Origin of the sequence: uncultured Maribacter sp., from assembly GCF_947500405.1 — a bacterium.
GTDB lineage: Bacteria > Bacteroidota > Bacteroidia > Flavobacteriales > Flavobacteriaceae > Maribacter_B.
On record NZ_CANMRY010000003.1, the window covers coordinates 214,836 to 233,807 of the forward strand.

Annotated in this window: 18 protein-coding genes and 1 tRNA gene; 9 read left to right on the forward strand and 10 right to left on the reverse strand. The window is 31.9% G+C overall.

The window, feature by feature from the left end; genetic code table 11:
- The first annotated feature begins 138 nt into the window (after positions 1 to 138).
- Positions 139 to 1,209 carry a 30S ribosomal protein S2 gene (rpsB, locus tag Q0945_RS05390; protein WP_299431636.1) on the forward strand — a complete coding sequence of 357 codons (1,071 nt, stop codon included), beginning with the start codon at positions 139 to 141 and terminating at the stop codon, positions 1,207 to 1,209.
- 98 nt (positions 1,210 to 1,307) lie between these two features.
- Positions 1,308 to 2,264 carry a translation elongation factor Ts gene (gene tsf / locus Q0945_RS05395; protein WP_121063125.1) on the forward strand — a complete coding sequence of 319 codons (957 nt, stop codon included), beginning with the start codon at positions 1,308 to 1,310 and terminating at the stop codon, positions 2,262 to 2,264.
- Between the two features lie 105 nt (positions 2,265 to 2,369).
- Here the strand turns inward: tsf and Q0945_RS05400 are convergent, their stop codons facing one another.
- A complete protein-coding gene (locus Q0945_RS05400) occupies positions 2,370 to 4,241 on the reverse strand; it encodes a peptidase M61 (RefSeq protein WP_299431641.1) in 1,872 nt (623 codons plus the stop codon).
- Positions 4,242 to 4,422: 181 nt separating this feature from the next.
- On the opposite strand from Q0945_RS05400, the gene pyrH reads away from it, so the two are divergent.
- The 6 genes from pyrH to Q0945_RS05430 all read left to right on the forward strand — a co-directional run bounded on the left by pyrH (position 4,423) and on the right by Q0945_RS05430 (position 11,885).
- Positions 4,423 to 5,130 carry a UMP kinase gene (gene pyrH, locus Q0945_RS05405; protein WP_298484349.1) on the forward strand — a complete coding sequence of 236 codons (708 nt, stop codon included), beginning with the start codon at positions 4,423 to 4,425 and terminating at the stop codon, positions 5,128 to 5,130.
- A gap of 40 nt (positions 5,131 to 5,170) precedes the next feature.
- A complete protein-coding gene (gene frr / locus Q0945_RS05410; protein WP_121063132.1) occupies positions 5,171 to 5,728 on the forward strand; it encodes a ribosome recycling factor in 558 nt (185 codons plus the stop codon).
- 155 nt (positions 5,729 to 5,883) lie between these two features.
- Entirely contained in the window at positions 5,884 to 8,271 is a 2,388-nt protein-coding gene (locus tag Q0945_RS05415; protein ID WP_299431646.1) for an MMPL family transporter, read from the forward strand.
- Positions 8,272 to 8,351: 80 nt separating this feature from the next.
- Positions 8,352 to 9,785, forward strand: coding sequence for an asparagine--tRNA ligase (asnS, locus tag Q0945_RS05420; protein ID WP_299431649.1), 1,434 nt, complete (start codon positions 8,352 to 8,354; stop codon positions 9,783 to 9,785).
- 40 nt (positions 9,786 to 9,825) lie between these two features.
- Positions 9,826 to 11,280: an RNA polymerase factor sigma-54 gene (gene rpoN, locus Q0945_RS05425; protein ID WP_299431652.1), complete on the forward strand. Its 1,455-nt coding sequence runs from the start codon at positions 9,826 to 9,828 to the stop codon at positions 11,278 to 11,280.
- On the forward strand, positions 11,280 to 11,885 hold the full coding sequence (locus Q0945_RS05430) for a hypothetical protein (protein WP_299431655.1): 606 nt from the start codon (positions 11,280 to 11,282) through the stop codon (positions 11,883 to 11,885). The genes rpoN and Q0945_RS05430 overlap by 1 nt, the downstream gene beginning before the upstream one ends.
- Positions 11,886 to 12,035: 150 nt before the next feature.
- Here the strand turns inward: Q0945_RS05430 and Q0945_RS05435 are convergent, their stop codons facing one another.
- The 8 genes from Q0945_RS05435 to Q0945_RS05470 all read right to left on the reverse strand — a co-directional run bounded on the left by Q0945_RS05435 (position 12,036) and on the right by Q0945_RS05470 (position 17,219).
- Complete coding sequence (locus Q0945_RS05435; protein WP_299431658.1) at positions 12,036 to 12,725, reverse strand: porin family protein; 690 nt, start codon at positions 12,723 to 12,725, stop codon at positions 12,036 to 12,038.
- A gap of 82 nt (positions 12,726 to 12,807) precedes the next feature.
- The gene (locus tag Q0945_RS05440) at positions 12,808 to 13,284 is read right to left on the reverse strand and encodes a biopolymer transporter ExbD (RefSeq protein WP_299431661.1); all 477 of its coding nucleotides are present in this window, start codon (positions 13,282 to 13,284) and stop codon (positions 12,808 to 12,810) included.
- Positions 13,285 to 13,304: 20 nt separating this feature from the next.
- Positions 13,305 to 13,931 carry a biopolymer transporter ExbD gene (locus Q0945_RS05445; protein ID WP_299431664.1) on the reverse strand — a complete coding sequence of 209 codons (627 nt, stop codon included), beginning with the start codon at positions 13,929 to 13,931 and terminating at the stop codon, positions 13,305 to 13,307.
- An 18-nt stretch (positions 13,932 to 13,949) separates the two neighbouring features.
- Positions 13,950 to 14,381 (reverse strand): hypothetical protein, encoded by a 432-nt coding sequence (locus tag Q0945_RS05450; RefSeq protein ID WP_299431667.1) that lies wholly within the window; start codon positions 14,379 to 14,381, stop codon positions 13,950 to 13,952.
- Positions 14,382 to 14,405: 24 nt separating this feature from the next.
- Positions 14,406 to 15,152, reverse strand: a complete 747-nt coding sequence (locus Q0945_RS05455) for a MotA/TolQ/ExbB proton channel family protein (protein WP_121063147.1) — start codon at positions 15,150 to 15,152, stop codon at positions 14,406 to 14,408.
- A gap of 75 nt (positions 15,153 to 15,227) precedes the next feature.
- Positions 15,228 to 15,315 (reverse strand) — tRNA-Ser (locus Q0945_RS05460).
- Positions 15,316 to 15,382: 67 nt separating this feature from the next.
- On the reverse strand, positions 15,383 to 16,420 hold the full coding sequence (locus tag Q0945_RS05465; RefSeq protein WP_299431671.1) for an asparaginase: 1,038 nt from the start codon (positions 16,418 to 16,420) through the stop codon (positions 15,383 to 15,385).
- 31 nt (positions 16,421 to 16,451) lie between these two features.
- Complete coding sequence (locus tag Q0945_RS05470) at positions 16,452 to 17,219, reverse strand: TatD family hydrolase (protein WP_299431674.1); 768 nt, start codon at positions 17,217 to 17,219, stop codon at positions 16,452 to 16,454.
- Positions 17,220 to 17,255: 36 nt separating this feature from the next.
- On the opposite strand from Q0945_RS05470, the gene Q0945_RS05475 reads away from it, so the two are divergent.
- On the forward strand, positions 17,256 to 17,702 hold the full coding sequence (locus Q0945_RS05475) for a retropepsin-like aspartic protease (RefSeq protein WP_299431677.1): 447 nt from the start codon (positions 17,256 to 17,258) through the stop codon (positions 17,700 to 17,702).
- Between the two features lie 46 nt (positions 17,703 to 17,748).
- Here Q0945_RS05475 and odhB read toward each other — a convergent pair whose 3' ends face one another.
- The gene (gene odhB, locus Q0945_RS05480; RefSeq protein WP_299431680.1) at positions 17,749 to 18,960 is read right to left on the reverse strand and encodes a 2-oxoglutarate dehydrogenase complex dihydrolipoyllysine-residue succinyltransferase; all 1,212 of its coding nucleotides are present in this window, start codon (positions 18,958 to 18,960) and stop codon (positions 17,749 to 17,751) included.
- Between the last annotated feature and the right edge of the window lie 12 nt (positions 18,961 to 18,972).

Sequence of the window (18,972 nt, forward strand, 5' to 3'; positions counted from 1 at the left end):
TACCATTTCTAGTAGTAATAAGTAAGGGTAGGTTTTTAAAATCGCCCATTTAGTTTAGCATCTAAATAGTAGAGGCTTGCATACATATGCATACCACTCTAGTATTGCTAATTCATAAGAACGTAAACTAAAACAAAAATGGCGAAAGTCGAAGTAAAACAATTATTAGAAGCAGGTGTACACTTTGGACACCTTACAAGAAAATGGAATCCAAACATGGCTCCTTACATCTACATGGAGCGTAATGGGATTCACGTAATTAACCTTTACAAAACGGTTGCAAAATTAGACGAAACTAACGAGGCACTACACAAAATAGCTGCATCTGGTAGAAAAATCTTATTTGTTGCAACAAAAAAACAAGCGAAAGACATAGTTGCTGATAAAGTATCTAAAGTAAACATGCCATATATTACGGAAAGATGGCCTGGTGGAATGTTAACCAACTTTGTTACTATTCGTAAAGCTGTTAAAAAAATGGCTTCTATTGATCGTATGAAGAAAGACGGTACTTTCATGACTCTTTCTAAAAAAGAACGTTTACAAGTAGATCGTTTAAGAGCTAAATTAGAAAAGAACTTAGGTTCTATTTCTGAAATGACTCGTTTACCTGGCGCTCTTTTCATAGTAGATACTATGAGAGAACACATTGCTGTTAAAGAAGCTCAAAAATTGAATATTCCAATTTTTGCTATGGTAGATACTAACTGTGATCCAAGAGATATTGATTATGTAGTACCTGCAAATGATGATGCATCTAAATCTATAGACATTATTATGGAGCAAGTTACTGCAGCAATTGCAGAAGGATTAGCAGAACGTAAATCTAGCAAGCAAGAAGCACCAAAGAAAGATGCTCCTAAAAAAGAAGCAGCTCCAAAAACAGAAACTCCTAAGAAGGAAGAAGCTAAAGTTGAAGCACCTGTTGCTCCTGTAGCTAAAGCTGCTCCTGCAAAAGCAGACGATTTAACAAAAGTAGAAGGAATTGGACCTAAAGCTGCTGAGGCTCTAGTAAATGCTGGATTTGTTACTTTCGCTGATTTAGCTAAAGGTGATGCAGAAAAGATTAAAACAATCTTAACAGAAGCTAGCTCAAGAATGGCTCATTTAGATCCAACTTCTTGGCCAAAGCAAGCACAAATGGCTGCCGATGGTAAGTGGGACGAGCTTAAAGAATGGCAAGATAACGTAAAAGGTGGTGTAGAATAAATTTATAGATACATCAAAATATCTATAATTTAACATTACCCTAAAACCGGATACAATAATTGTGTCTTATTTTACATAATCAAAAAAAATAAAAGAAAATGGCTAAAATTACCGCCGCAGAAGTAAATAAATTAAGAAAAGCTACAGGTGCAGGAATGATGGACTGCAAAAAAGCCCTAGTAGAAGCAGAAGGAGATTTTGACAAAGCAATTGAAGTTCTTCGTAAAAAAGGACAAAAAGTTGCTGCTAAAAGAGCAGATAGAGATTCATCTGAAGGTGCTGCAGTTTCTAAAGTAAATGCAGACAATACTGTTGGTGTTGCAATTGTATTAGGTTGTGAAACTGACTTTGTTGGTAAAAACGAAAACTTTCTTGCTTTAGCAAATGAACTTGCTGACAAAGCAATAAACTTTGACAACAAAGAAGATTTTTTAGCATCTGATTTTGGAGGAATGACAGTTGCTGATAAATTAATTGAACAAACAGGTGTAATTGGTGAAAAATTAGAAATTAACTCTTTTGAGAAGTTAGAAGCTCCTTATGTTGGCACTTATGTTCATATTAACAAAATTGCTGCTTTAGTTGGTTTAACTTCTAAGAACGAAGTAGTTGCTAAAGATGTTGCTATGCAAGTAGCTTCAATGGGTGCAACAACTTTATCTTATAAAGATTTTGACCCTGCATATATTGCTTCTGAAACAGAAGCTAGAATTGCAGTTATAGAAAAAGATAATATTGAATTAGGCCGTTTAGGAAAAACTCTTAAAAACGTACCTCAGTATATTTCTATGGCGCAATTAACTGACGAAGCTTTAGCTAAAGCTGAAGAAGCTGCAAAAGCAGAGCTTACTGCAGAAGGAAAACCAGAGAAAATCTGGGATAAAATTCTTCCTGGTAAAATGCAAAGATTTATTGCAGACAATACTACTTTAGACCAAGAACAATGCTTATTAGATCAGAATTTTATTAAGGACGAGAAAATAAACGTTGCTAAATATGTTGCTTCTGCTGGAGATTTATCTGTAACAAGCTTTAAGCGCGTTGCTTTAGGATAAATAATCCCTAAACACAAATTATTAAAACCGTCTCTAGAGACGGTTTTTTTATGTAAAAAAATATGCTGCTTTTATGAAGCAGCATATTTAATTTTTAGCAACCGATTAATTTTTTAACCAAGCGTTTCTAAGATTTAAACTCTTTTCTGACACAGAATCCATACTAGATAGTTTAGTTACATTCAAAATTGGACTACCAACTTTTCCTTCAATAACAACTTCTTTACCATTACGAACCACAACCATCTTAATTAGGGTTTCTGGAGTCCAACCAAAGCTCTCTCCTATTATAGGTCTTATTGCTGCTAAATTAATTGGAGTGCCATTAATACTTTTTATAACATCTCCTCCTTGTACACCTAAATCTGTATAAAAAGTACTCAATTCTATACCTTCTCTTACAAAAACGGCATTATTATTTTCTTGGTCTACATCTATAAACGGTATTTCTCCTGCTAAAAAATATCCAGTTTGCTGTTGCTCTGTTACATTCCCTAAACCTACTTTAGCAAAATAAGTAGCATAATCTATTGGTGTACTTCCTATAACATGGGTATCAAAAAATGTTTGTAATTCTGGATACGTCATCTTTACAATTTCAGTAATTAATTTATCATCCTCAAAAGGAGTAGAAACATCATATTTTTTAGAAAGTTCTTTCATTAACCATAAAATTCCTTTTTCCCCATTACTTAATTCACGTAATGTAATATCTAGAGCCATATTTATTAAAGCTCCTTTTTCATATACATTAGCATAGTTTTTCTCATAAGGTTCTTTTAGTATATTTTTACTCATTGTAGTAAAAGACATAGCATCATCATAGCTTTTAGAGTTAGCCACTTTATCCATTATTCTTTTATAAAATTCATCTTCAGAAATTAAGCCTTGTTGAATTTGAAATAGGTTAGCAAAATATTCAGTTGTTCCCTCATACATCCATAAATGCTGTGACATTTTTGGATCATTAAAATCAAAATACTGCACTTCTTTAGAGTGCACATTTAATGGCGTTACTATATGAAAAAACTCATGAGAAACAACATCTACCATTGCCTGTTCTAATCTTTCTCTAGGCATAGCTTCTGGCAAAACAACCACCGTTGAAGTATGGTGTTCTAAAGCACCAAAACCACTAGCATCTGCATTATCCATTTTAGATAAATACAAAAGAATGTTATATTCTTTTGTTCCATCTATATCTCCTAGAAATGCTTTTTGAGCTGTCATCATTTTCTCCATACGCTCTTTTAAACTAGCAGCAGTATACACGTTATTAGGAGAGTATACACTTAAAGTTACCGTAATATCATTAATCTGAAAACTTTCGGTATTTGCCTTAGCATATAATATTGGATTATCAATAACATCAAAATACCTATTAGCAGTAAAAACATCTTTCTCTAATTGTAAAGTTTTATTACTCTTAACCTTTAGTGATGTCGTAGAAAAAAGAGATTTAGGTTTTGTTATATGCAATTCATAAGGCACCTCTTTAAAATTCTGAAAATAACCAACAAAACCATGAAGATTAAGCACAAAATTATGGTTTTTCAAAATATTTGTTCCTGCAGGAGAAAAAACGGCATCAGATACTTGTGCTTCCGTATCGTATGTATCATTTACATAATACATAATTTTATCTAATTTTTTTGCGTCAGATATTACCCAAGAATTAACATCATTATGTGTAAATGATAATTGATTCCCTTCATAATCTATCGCCTTAAAACCATCAATATATTTACCATAATCATCTATACTATACGTCCCAGGAATTGTTTTGGGAATTAAAAATGTTGTCGTATCTGTATTTATTACTCCAGGGTTGATTGTAACTAAAACTTTATCATCTACAACATTTAAAATATCTATGTGCGTTATTATAGTAGAATTAGTAACCGTGCCTACATTTTTTGTTGCACCACAACCATATAACAACATCCCCAATATTAATACAAAAATTATTTTTCTCATTATGCTTTTTAATTTTAAATTAAAGTAACCTTAAGGCTATATTATTTTCTTAAATGCAAGGATATAAAATTTAATAGAGTATTCCAGATGTATTTAGAAATAATTAAGGCAATCATATCCCAAAAACAATACTATAAGGATAAATATTTTTGATTATTTTTGCGACAACTAATTATATAACATGCAATACAAAAGAATACTTTTAAAACTTAGTGGAGAAGCACTAATGGGAGAAAAGCAATACGGAATAGATCCAATAAGATTAGCGGAGTATGCCGAAGAAATTAAAGAAGTTGTAGCTAAAGGTATTGAAGTTGCTATAGTAATTGGCGGCGGTAATATATTTAGAGGAGTAGCTGGTGCTGCCACAGGAATGGATCGTGTACAAGGAGACCATATGGGTATGTTAGCTACTGTAATAAATGGACTAGCTTTACAAAGTGCACTAGAATTAAAAGATGTACAAACAAGATTACAAACTGCTATTAAAATAAATGAAGTTGCCGAGCCATTCATTAGAAGAAAAGCAATGCGCCATTTAGAAAAAGGCCGTGTTGTTATTTTTGGTGGCGGAACAGGAAATCCTTATTTTACAACAGATTCTGCTGCAGTACTTAGAGCAATTGAAATTGAAGCGGATGTAATTTTAAAAGGTACTCGTGTAGATGGTATTTATACCTCTGATCCTGAAAAAGACAAAACTGCTACCAAATTTGACACTATTTCTTTTAAGGAAGTATTAAATAAAGGCCTAAAAGTAATGGATACTACTGCTTTTACTTTAAGTCAAGAAAATGAATTACCTATTGTTGTTTTTGATATGAACACAAAAGGTAATTTAATAAAACTTGTAAATGGAGAAAATATAGGAACGGTAGTAAATCTATAATCTTTACTCTATTAATGTTAGATATATTAAAAATTAACTAATGAACGAAGAAATACAATTTATACTAGATGCCACTAAAGAAAGTATGGAATCTGCTTTATTACATTTAGAAAAAGCATTTTTAAAAATCCGCGCTGGAAAAGCAACTCCTGCAATGCTATCTAGTGTAATGGTAGATTATTATGGATCACAAACACCGTTATCTCAAGTTGCAAATGTAAACACTCCAGATGCAAGAACTCTTACAGTACAGCCTTGGGAAAAAAATATGCTTCAAGAAATAGAAAAAGCAATTATGATTGCAAATCTTGGATTTAATCCTATGAATAATGGGGAAAGCATTATCATTAACGTTCCACCGTTAACTGAAGAAAGAAGAAGAGATTTAGCTAAACAAGCAAAAGGGGAAGCTGAAGATGCAAAAGTTAGTATTCGTTCTGCAAGACAAGATGGCAACAAAGAAGTAAAAAATTTAGAAGATGCCTCTGAAGACGTGAAGAAAAACACAGAAGCAGACATACAAGAATTAACAGATACATACACCAAAAAGATTGATGCTTTTCTTGTATTAAAAGAAGCTGAAATCATGAAAGTATAATCTATCTACAAATTTTTCTTACAAAAGCGACTATAATGGTCGCTTTTGTACTTATAAGACTATTCTAACTAGGTAATTTTAGGAACACAAGGTATCATTTTTTACCTTTGCCTTTGCAATTTTACAATTGCTTTTACAAAAACAAGCGTTAATTAATGGTAGCTAAACTTACAAAAGGATTTTGGGCTAAAACCGCAAATATAATCCTTAGAAATAGAATTTTAATTTTACTACTAATAGTAGCTTTCACTGTTTTTATGGGCTTACAATGGAAAAATATGCGCTTTTCCAGTTCCCAAGCAAATTTATTACCAGATGACCACCCCGTTAATTTAGAATATAATTCTTTTTTAAAACAATTTGGTGAAGAAGGTAATGCTGTTGTATTTGCAATAAAAGACAGTACTTTTTTTACTACAGATAATTTTAATCGTTGGAACAAACTTAGCAAACAATTAGGTGCTTTTCCAGAAGTAGATTTTGTTTTATCTACAGATAACTTACAAGAACTAAAAAAAGACACCACCAAAATGCAGTTTGTTATGGAACCATTATTAAAAAAGGCTCCCAAAATACAAGCAGCAGTAGATAGCATTAAAAATCATTTATTTAATAATTTACCATTTTACGAAAATTTATTATTCAACAAAAAAAGCGGTACGCTACGTACCGTAATGTACTTAGACAAAGACATTGTTAACACCTCGGTAAGAAAAGATTTTATCTTAAAAGATATGACACATCTTATAGATAATTTTGAAGAAGAAACAGGTTTAGATGTTCGTATATCAGGGATGCCATATATACGCACCATGAACTCCCAAAACATTATTGATGAAATTGGGAAGTTTATATTAGCTGCTTTAGGAGTAACCTCTTTAATTTTCTTTTTCTTTTTTAGGAGCGTTAGAGCAACATTTATCTCTATGTGTGTAGTTATAATTGGTGTTATGTGGGCTTTTGGAATCTTAGGTCTTTTACAGTATGAGATTACAGTACTTACAGCTCTAATACCGCCACTAATTATTGTAATAGGTATTCCAAATTGCATCTTCTTAATAAACAAATACCAACAAGAAGTAAAAAAACATGGTAACCAAGCTCTTTCTTTACAGCGTGTAATTTCTAAAATTGGTAATGCTACATTAATGACAAACATTACCACTGCTTCTGGCTTTGCTACTTTTATTATTACAGATAGTAAGCTTTTAAAAGAATTTGGTATTGTAGCTTCTATAAATATTATTGGGATTTTTATTTTATCACTACTTATAATTCCTATTATTTATAGTTTTATGTCTTTACCTAAAACAAAACATTTAAAACATTTAAATAAACGATGGATTGATGCTTTTGTAAATTGGACAGAACGTATTGTTAGACACAAAAGAATTACAGTTTATATTACTTCTATAGTTTTACTAGTAGTTAGTATTATAGGGATTTACCAGATTGATATTTCTGGAAGCCCAATCGAAGATATGCCAAAAAAAGAACAATTTTTTAAAGATATTCGTTTCTTTGAAAAAGAGTTTGATGGTATAATGCCTGTAGAAATTGTTGTAGATACCAAACGCCCTAAAGGTGTTTTAAAACCTGCAACATTAAAAAGAATAGACAGGTTGAGTAGCATTATTGAAGAAATTCCAGAACTCTCTAAACCTGTTTCTGTTGTAAACTTAGTAAAATACTCTAAACAGGCATTTTATAATGGTATTCCAAAATATTACCAATTACCAACTACGCAAGAGAATAATTTTATCATGGATGTTGCTCGTAAATCTGCAGATAATGGCAACATGCTAAAAAGTTTTGTAGACAGTACTGGGCAAACTGCAAGGATTACAACTTTTATGAAAGATGTAAAAACAAGCAGAATGGAAGAAATTGAAGCAAAATTAAATGAAAATATTGCTAAAATATTCCCAAATGAAAGGTTTACAGTATATATGACTGGTAGTGCTTTAATCTTTTTAAAAGGCACTAAGTATCTTGTAAAAAACTTAATCCTATCGTTGGCACTTGCAATTTTATTAATTGCATTATTTATGGCGTACTTATTTCGTTCCTTTAGAATGATAGTTATTTCTCTAATACCTAATCTTTTACCGCTAGTTGTAACTGCTGGTGTTATGGGGTTTGCTGGAGTACCCATAAAACCATCTACAATTTTAGTGTTTAGTATTGCTTTTGGCATATCGGTAGATGATACAATACACTTTTTAGCAAAATATAGGCAAGAACTAATAGCAAACCGCTGGAGAATAAAAAAATCTGTATATGCTGCGTTAAAAGAAACAGGAGTTAGCATGTTTTACACCTCTATTGTTTTATTCTTTGGTTTTTCGGTTTTTATTATATCAAATTTTGGTGGCACGGTAGCTCTAGGGGCTTTAGTTTCTGCAACTTTACTTTTTGCAATGCTTGCCAATTTAATCCTACTCCCCTCTCTACTGCTTTCCTTAGAAAGAAGCATAGCTAACAAACAAGTATTAAAAAAGCCTCAGATAGATATTTTACCTAAAGAAGAAGATAGAAACTAATCCTATTTATACCTGTTAGAAACATCAATTTTTTATTAAAAAGCATATCTTTGACTTTTTAAATTTTGATGCATTTTAATATGAAATCTACTAGCGTAAAAGAACTCTTATCTGGCAACTTATTATTACAAGAAGTAACTATTAATGGATGGGTAAAAACATTTAGAAGTAATCGTTTTATTGCTTTAAATGATGGATCTACTATTAACAATATACAGTGTGTAGTAGACTTTGAAGAATTTGATGACTCCCTTTTAAAACAAATAGCAACTGGTGCTGCTTTAAAAATAACTGGAACTTTAGTAGAAAGCCAAGGTCGCGGTCAGAGCGTAGAGATACAAACTAAAAGTATATATGTTCATGGTATTGCAGACCCAGAAACATATCCTATACAACCAAAAAAACACTCTCTTGAGTTTCTAAGAGAAAAAGCTCATTTACGTATTCGTACCAATACTTTTGCTGCTGTAATGCGTGTGCGTTCCGCATTATCTTTTGCAATTCATAATTATTTTAGACAAAATGATTTTAATTATTTTCACGCCCCAATTATTACTGGTTCAGATGCAGAAGGCGCAGGAGAAATGTTTAGAGTAACAACACTAGATCAAAAAAATCCGCCCTTAACAGAAGAAGGAGAAATTAATCATAAAGAAGATTTCTTTGGTAAGGAAACCAACTTAACAGTATCTGGACAACTAGAAGCCGAAGCTTACGCAATGGCATTAGGGAAAGTTTACACCTTTGGCCCTACTTTTAGAGCAGAAAACTCTAATACATCTAGGCATTTAGCTGAGTTTTGGATGATAGAACCCGAAGTTGCTTTTAATGATTTAGATGCTAATATGGATTTAGCGGAAGATTTTATTAAAGACGTGATTAACTACATATTAGAAAATTGTGCAGAAGATTTAGCTTTCTTAGAAAAGAGGTTACTAGATGAAGAAAAAACTAAGCCGCAAGCAGAACGTAGTGAAATGCCTCTTATAGAAAAATTAAAATTTGTTGCCGATAACAATTTCAAAAGAGTTAGCTATACCGAAGCAATAGACATTTTAAGAAATAGCAAACCAAATAAAAAGAAAAAATTTAACTATCCAATAGAAGGTTGGGGAGCAGATTTACAAAGTGAACATGAACGTTATTTAGTTGAAAAACACTTTAAATGTCCAGTAATTTTATTTGATTATCCAGCAGATATTAAAGCATTTTACATGCGTTTAAATGAAGACGGTAAAACAGTAAGAGCTATGGACATTCTTTTCCCTGGTATTGGAGAAATAGTTGGTGGTTCTCAAAGAGAAGAACGTTTAGATGTCTTAAAAGAAAAAATAGCTGCTTTAGGAATTGATGAAAAAGAACTTTGGTGGTATTTAGATTTAAGAAAATTTGGAAGTGCTGTTCATAGCGGATTTGGATTAGGCTTTGAGCGTTTAGTCCTTTTTGCTACAGGAATGGGTAATATTAGAGACGTTATTCCTTTTCCAAGAACCCCACAAAATGCTGAATTTTAATTCAATTTCACTAATTTAGTAGGTAGTACAAGGTAAATCTATGCTTAAACAACATTTACAGTTTAAATTATCTCAAAAGTTATCTCCACAGCAAATACAGCTGATGAAGTTAATACAACTACCTACACAAGCTTTTGAACAAAGACTAAAAAGAGAATTAGAAGAAAATCCTGCGTTAGAAAAAGGTAAAGAAGATAGCGAAAATAATGAAGAGGATTATGACGATATTTATGAAGAAACAGATAGCGAAACTATAGCTGCGGAAGATATAAATATTGACGATTACTTAAGTGATGATGAGACTCCTGATTACCGCACAAAAGCAAATAACTACAGTGCAGATGAGGACGAAAAAAGTATTCCATATGCTGCAGGAACCACTTTTAATCAATATTTAATAAACCAACTAAACACGGTTAATTTAACTGATGAAGAATGGTCTATTGCCGAATTTCTAGTTGGCAGCGTCGATGAAAGTGGCTATATAAGAAGACCTGTTGCCGATATTTTAGATGATTTAGCTTTTACCCAGAATATATATACGGATGAAGATAAAATTGAAAAAGTATTTAAAATTGTTCAAGAATTAGACCCACCAGGTGTTGCCGCTAGATCCTTAGAAGAATGTTTAGTTATACAACTAAAAAGAAAAGAAGCAACATTAAACATAGAACTAGCAATAACCATTCTTGAAAAATCCTTTGACCAATTTACAAAAAAGCACTACAAGAAACTTATTCAAAAACATAATATAACAGAAGAACAACTAAAAGATGCTATTTCTGAAATAGAGAAACTAAATCCAAAACCAGGAGGTTCTTTTGCAGGAAATAACAGACTTGTAGAACATGTAGTGCCAGATTTTTCTATTAGAATTGTAGAAGGCGAATTAGAATTAACTTTAAATGGCAGAAATGCTCCTGAATTACATGTAAGTAGAGAATACAACAACATGTTACAAGGCTACAAAGACTCTAAAGAAAAGTCTAAATCACAAAAAGATACGGTTCTATTTATTAAGCAAAAATTAGATGCAGCGAAATGGTTTATTGATGCTATTAGACAAAGACAACAAACTCTATTTATTACCATGAATGCCATAATGCATTACCAAAAAGAATACTTTTTATCTGGAGATGAGCGTAGCTTAAGACCTATGATTTTAAAAGATATTGCTGATGAAATACAAATGGATGTCTCAACTGTTTCAAGAGTTGCAAATAGTAAATATGTAGATACCCCATATGGTACAAAATTGATAAAAGAATACTTTTCCGAATCTATGAAAAATGAGCAAGGAGAAGATGTATCTACAAAAGAAATTAAAAAAATATTAGAAACTGTTATTAAAGAAGAAGTTAAGAAAAAACCATTAACAGATGATAAGTTAGCTGCAATTTTAAAAGAAAAAGGATATCCTATAGCTAGAAGAACTGTTGCTAAATACAGAGAACAACTAGGAATACCTGTAGCAAGATTACGTAAAAAGATTTAATGAAAAATTTTCAAGAAGTAATTTCTTATATATTTCATCCATTATTTACACCTATAATTGGCACACTTTCTTATTTTTTGTTAACCCCTAAATACAGTCCAATACAGCTACAAAGCAGTAGCATATTGCCAATTTTTATTTTAACCATTGTTATTCCTATTATATCTTATTTTATCCTAAAAAGTATAGGCATAGTTAACACTATATTTATGCCTTCTTTACAGGAAAGAAAATACCCCCTATACATAAACATTACATTATTATTTATAATAGTCTATAAGGTTATACCCTACAACTATACTAGTGAGTTATATTATTTCTTTATAGGGCTTATAGGCGCTTATTTTAGTTCTTTACTTTTACTATTTTTTAACTTTAAAAGCAGCATGCATTTAATAAGCATGGGTAGTTTATTAATGTATTTAATTAGCCTTAGCGTTCATTTTGAAATAAATATAATTCTTGGTCTTTGTTTTTTTACAATTGCTACTGGTCTAGTTGCTTCTTCAAGGTTATATTTAAAAGCACATAGTAAAGCCGAAATTTTAATCGGCTTTTTTGTGGGAGTATTTTCACAACTACTTACCATTAAATTTTGGTTATAATATAAATTCCTATTCTACAAATTACAAAACACCAATAACTTCTGCGCTCTATACTAGCTTATAACGCATTTTAAGAGGCTCAGTGAAGTTTTCTCCATTATTATAATGATATAGCAATAATTAAGCAGAACACTTATATTTTACACTTAATTATAAAATATAAAAAATTAAACCCACTCTTAATGGTTTCATATTTATACGCTCGCCATTTAAAAAAGTAGAATCATTAAACAAATTACTTAACGAGTAGTGCATGTGAATATTAAAGGTATTATACCCAAAACTAAAAGACAAACCGTACTGAAAATTTGAAGTGTCTTTATTATAAAACGAAGATCTAACAATGTTGCCAATATACTTAGATCTTGTACTTAGTACATAGCCTAATTTAAGACCAGCATAAATTCTCCAAAACTTATAATCAGTACCTGTAGCGTTTCTCCAACGAAACTCTAATGGCATTTCAATTACATGAGATTCTATTTTATTATGTTTATAATCTCCAGTATTATTTAATATAGAATAATCTATACCAGAACCTGTATCGGTGGCCCTAAGATTAGAATAGTAATTATTTAAAGCATAACCTAGGCCTATACCTAAAGCCAACTTTCTAGATGTATTTAATGGTATATCTTTTATAAAACCACCTTGCAAACCGTAGGATAAATTTCTTTGATTAATTGCATCATCCTTATTAACCAAAAAGTTATAGGTAACACCAATGTAAAATTGGTCTTCCAAAAAATTAGAATCCACAAATGTAGAATCTATCTCTTTTTGCGCATTTACAAATAAAGAAGCAAAAACAAATACAAGAGAAATTAAAATCCGTACCATAAGGTAAAGTTACAGAAATAAAAAAGCGCTTCAAACAAAATTTGAAGCGCTTGTAAAAGTTTGAAAAATTTTACTAACTAATTTAATTTTTAAATGCATCTCCTTCGTAAGTAGTATAATTTACTTTAAGGGCATTTACTTTTCTTAATTCTAGTTTAATATCAGATATTAAACCCATATTAGCTTCTTTATCCACTTTTAAAGAAGTAGTTAATACATTCTGAAGTTCTTGCGATTTCTTAGCACGCTCCATTAATATATAATCTCCAACTTCATTTGGATTAGCGAATTTATCATTCAATTGAATTTTAGGTTCTGTACCAAATGTCTTGGTGTACTCTTTTGTAGGTGCACCAACATATATAGTAATTACCCTATCTTTCTTCTCCAATTTCTTAATCTCATTAGCTTGTGGAAGTTCATTAGCTACTTTCACAGAACTATCTTTCATAACGGTAACCGTCATAAAGAAGAATAAAAGCATAAATACAATATCTGGAAGGGATGCAGTAGATACCGCAGGCACTTCACCATCTTTCTTTTTTGCAAATTTTGACATACTGTTTTATTTAACTTTTATTAATTAGATGAAGAAGAAGTTTCTGCTTCTGAAAGCTTTTGAGGAAACAATTCTTGTATTCTCTTAACTCTCTTCTTTAAATCTTCTTTTACACTTGCATCCGTTTCTGGATTAAGATATTCTGCCTCCATGTCTGTAAAATCTCTTTTATACAAACGCTGCGCTTCTCTATTTCTTAAATCGTTATAAGCTCCCACCAATTCGTTTTGTACAGTTATATACGTTCCGTACTTGGTTTCCCTATCACTTTTTACAGAGATAATTGCTTTTGCAGGACTATCTGATGAACTTGCATCTCTTTTCCCTTTACAATAGTTACAATAATCAGGTGAACCTGAAACTGCTCCTCCATTATCTAAAAAAGCTGTTGCTTTTTCTCTTAACTGATTTAATTGTACTAACTCTCCATCGGCTAGTAACTGACCATCTTTGTTTAAATTAACCTGAAAAATATTTTTCTGCTTAATTACAACATCGGTCTCTGGCGGCTCAATTGGCGGTAACATACGATCCAAACCTGCATCTGTTTCAATAGTAGTAGTTACTAAGAAAAAGATTAACAATAAGAATGCTATGTCTGCCATAGAACCGGCGCTTACTTCTGGTGCTCCCGCTCTTCTTGCCATAGTTGTTCTATTATTTTTTTATTTACTAAACATTTTTTTTACTGCTGGTATTACCAAAGATCCTACTGCAATTATAGTAAGGATATAAAATATATTTAATCCCATTCCTATTTTCTTTACAGTACTCTCATCGCTCATAGCCATAGCCTTATCATCTACATCTGTACCGCTAGCTAAAACGTAAGAAACAATTACAACTAATAAAAATCCACCTATAACAAATAGAGCTTTCTTTATACCTTGAGGGTTTGATAATAAATTCTTAATAGTAAATATTAAACTAAATACAACTGCTGCACCTAGCAATAAATATGTAATTAAGAACATTGCGCCCATTGCGCCATTTTCTGCAGCTTCAGCAACGGGAACATCTTTACCTGGAAGCATAAACCATAAGGCTGCCCCGATAAGACCCACTACTATTAAAACTATTTTTAATATTTTATGCATGACATTACTTGAATTTAGTCCGACTTATTTTTTGTGATCTACCAACATATCAATCAAAGAGATTGATGAATCTTCCATATCATTTACTATACTATCAATCTTAGCGATAATGTAGTTATAAAAGATTTGTAGAATAATAGCCGTAATAAGACCAAATACTGTTGTTAATAATGCTACCTGAATATCTCCTGCAATAAGAGATGCACTTAAATTACCTACAGCTGCAATCTTTTGGAAGGCTTGGATCATACCAATTACCGTACCCATGAAACCAAGCATTGGAGCAATTGCGATAAATAAAGATAACCAAGAAACATTCTTTTCTAACTGACCCATTTGTACACCACCATAAGCTACAACAGCTTTCTCTGCAGATTCTACACTTTCACCAGCTCTATCTAAACCTTGGTAATATATAGAAGCAACAGGTCCTTTTGTATTTCTACAAACTTCCTTTGCAGCCTCAACACCACCTGAAGCTAAAGCATCTTCTACTTGTTGCTTTAACTTAGAAGAGTTTGTGCTCGCCAAGTTCAAATAAATAATTCTTTCAATTGCAACTGCTAAACCTAATATTAAACACAAAAGTACTATCCCCATGAAGCCAGCGCCCCCAGTGATAAACATTTCTTTTAATACTTGTGTAAAGCTTTTTGCTGCTTCAGCATCTCCTTGTAATATTACAACTGCTGCTGATGTTTTTGCACTTACTGTATTTGCACTTAGAACAAATAACCCAGTCATTGCTAGGGTAGAGAATAATCTTTTCATTTTTTTCAAACTTAAATTTAGTTAGTTAATAGGGTTAAAGATAATTAAAATTTATATTATAATTAAAAAAATCTGCAGAGAGGAAGGGATTCGAACCCTCGATACCCTTTTGGGGTATACACACTTTCCAGGCGTGCGCCTTCGACCACTCGGCCACCTCTCTAGATTAGCCTTAAAGGTGTGCCAAATAACAAAAAAAATATTAGTTAGAGAAATATTCTAAGTTATTTTTAACGCATTTCTCCTCGAAGGGATGTTTCAAAAATAGTTTTAAAGGACTTTAAAGATACACCACTACCTAACATATACATAACCTTAGCTATAGCCGCTTCCGTTGTAATATCCTTACCACTAATTACTTGCATATCCTTTAATGCCTTACTAGTTTCGTACTGCCCCATTATTACACTACCTCCAGAACACTGCGTTATATTAATAATTAATATGTTATTTTTTTTTGCTTTTTTTAACAATTCTAAGAACCATTCTTCTGTAAAAACATTTCCTGCGCCATAGGTTTCTAAAATTATTGCTTTTAAACCTGATGTTTTAATAACCGATTTTACAACTTGAGAACTTAAACCTGGAAAAAGTTTTAATACAGCTATATTATTATTCATTTTTTTATGCACAAAAAATTTTTTAGAAGCTTTTTGTTTGAACAAATTTTCCTCATAAATCTTTAAATGCACTCCAGATTCAACTAACGGAGGGTGATTTAAGGATGCAAAGGCCTCAAAATGTTCTGCATTAATTTTTGTAGTACAATTAGCTCTATATAATTTGTATTCAAAATACAATCCCACTTCTTGCACAACAGCTTTTCCTTTTTCCTTTAGTGCCGCAATCTGAATAGAAGTAATTAAATTTTCTTTAGCGTCAGTCCTCAAATCCCCTATTGGCAATTGTGACCCGGTAAATATTACTGGTTTTGCTAAGTTTTCTAATAAAAAACTCAGTGCAGAAGAAGTATAACTCATAGTATCGCTCCCATGCAATACAACAAATCCATCGTGAGCATCATAATTATCTTCTATCATAGTAGCTATACTTACCCAATGCTCTATATTCATATTTGATGAATCTATTGGGTTCTCAAAAGAAATAGTGTTTATAGTACAATCTAATTGATTAAGCTCTGGTATTTTACTTAAAAGTTCATCAAAATTAAATGCCTTTAATACTCCGGTTTCATAATCTTTAACCATACCTATAGTACCGCCGGTATAAATTAATAGTATTTTACTTTTGCTATTTTTTAAACTCATATATGGCATATCCTTTTTTAAATCTAAGCATTTACACCCCAAACACTTCTTTAGAATTTAATGTTGTTTGTAACGCAATTTCTTCTTTTGTCTTTTCATATATAGTAGCTACTTTTTCTAATACATTTAAAACATACAAACTTTGGTTCCTTTTACCTCTATACGGCACCGGAGCCAAGTAAGGAGCATCTGTCTCTAATACAATATATTTTATATCTATCTTATTTAAAAAAGTATCTATTTTTCCATTTTTAAAAGTAACCACACCCCCTATTCCTAGTTTCATATTATAAGTAATAGCTTTTTTAGCTTGTTCTAATGTTCCCGTAAAACAATGAAATATTCCAAATAAGTTCTCTCCTTTCTCTAGCTCTAAGACCTCAAAAACTTCATCAAAAGCATCTCTACAATGTATAACTATTGGAAGTTTATATTTTTTAGCTAACTGTATTTGCAGCCTAAAAGCTTCTTGCTGTTCTTTTAGAAACGTTTTATCCCAATACAAATCAATACCAATTTCACCTACCGCATAATAGTTTCTTTTTTCTAATTGCACTTCTACATGTTCTAGTTCTTCCTTAAAATTTTCCTTAATATGTGTAGGGTGCAATCCAGACATTAAAAAGACATTGTCTGGAAAAGATTTTTCTAGCTGTAACATAGACTCTGTATACGTTGAATCTATTGCCGGGATAAAAAATCTTTCTATTCCATTATCTATAGCATTTTGAATAACCTCAGTACGATCCTCATCAAAAGCCTCACTATATAAATGTGTGTGTGTATCTGTTATAATCATCCTGTAAAAATAGCGTTATCTTTATAAAAAGAATCTATGGCGTCTCTGAAAAGTTTTTTAAATAAGAAAAACTATATTAAAGTACCACTAGTACTTACAGCAACAAATCATTTTGAAATAATAGCCTCATTAAATGGAACTACTGGTCGTTTTATCTTAGACACAGGAGCATCTAACACATGTGTGGGCTTTAACAAAATCACCTTTTTTAATCTTACTACCAAGGAATCTAAAATAAAGGCTGCTGGAGCAGGTGCCACAGAGATGGAAACCTTAGTTTCCACAAAAAACAACTTAACAATTCAGGGCTGGGAAACCAAAAAACTGAAACTTGTTTTATTTGATTTACAGCATGTAAACACTGCCTTAGCCTCCCAAAATAGTTTACCTGTAGATGGTATAATTGGTGCAGATGTGCTAAAAAAAGCAAAAGCTATAATAGATTACAGTAAAAAATGTGTTTACTTAAAACAAAAAACCTAAAGAAATAGTCTTTAGGTTTTTTAATAAGTTATAATTGTAAAAAAAACTACATTTCTAATGCTTTTTTAACGTTAGAATCCATTAGTATTTCTTCTGGATTTTCTAATGCTTCTTTTACTGCTACTAAGAAACCTACAGATTCCTTACCATCAATAATTCTATGATCATAAGAAAGTGCCACGTACATTATTGGCGCAATTGCTACTGCTCCGTCTTTTACAACTGGTCTTTCTACAATATTATGCATTCCTAAAATAGCACTTTGTGGTGGGTTAATAATTGGTGTAGATAACATAGAACCAAATACACCTCCGTTTGTAATTGTAAAGGTGCCACCTGTCATTTCATCAACGGTAATTTCTCCTTCTCTTGCACGTATAGCTAATCTCTTAACCTCTGCCTCTACTCCTCTAAAAGTTAAATTTTCAGCATTTCTAATTACAGGAACCATTAATCCTTTTGGTCCCGAAACCGCAATACTAATATCACAGAAATCATAAGAAAGCATCTCCTTACCATCTATCATAGAATTAACAGAAGGATACATCTCTAATGCACGTACTACTGCTAAAGTAAAGAAAGACATAAAACCTAAACCTACTCCATGTTTATTTTTAAAATCTTCTTTGTATTGTTTTCTCAACGCAAAGATAGGCCCCATATCTACTTCGTTGAAAGTAGTTAACATTGCCGTTTCATTTTTAACGGAAACTAAACGCTCTGCAACTTTACGGCGCAACATAGAAAGTTTAGATCTACTTTCTCCTCTACTACCTCCAGACGGAGTCCCCATAGATGGAACTGCACTAACCGCATCTTGCTTAGTTACTCTACCATCTTTTCCTGTTCCTTTTACAGAAGCAGCACTAACTCCTTTTTCACTAAGTATTTTCTTAGCCGCTGGAGACGCGCTTCCTGTTGCATAACTTTCCTTTGCTACAGGAGCTTCTTTTTTAGGAGCTTCTTTTGGTGCTTCTTCTTTCTTCTGTTCCGCTACTACTTCACCACCTTCAGGTTTTGCAGCACTAGTATCTATTAAACAAACTACAGCACCCACCTCAACTGCATCTCCAACCTCAGCTTTTAGTGTAATAATACCACTCTGTTCTGCTGGCAATTCTAAAGTAGCTTTATCTGAATCTACTTCAGCAATGGCTTGGTCTTTTTCTACATAATCACCATCTTCTACTAACCATTCTGCTATTTCTACCTCTGTTATAGACTCCCCCGGAGAAGGAACTTTCATTTCTAGAATCATTACTTATCTAAT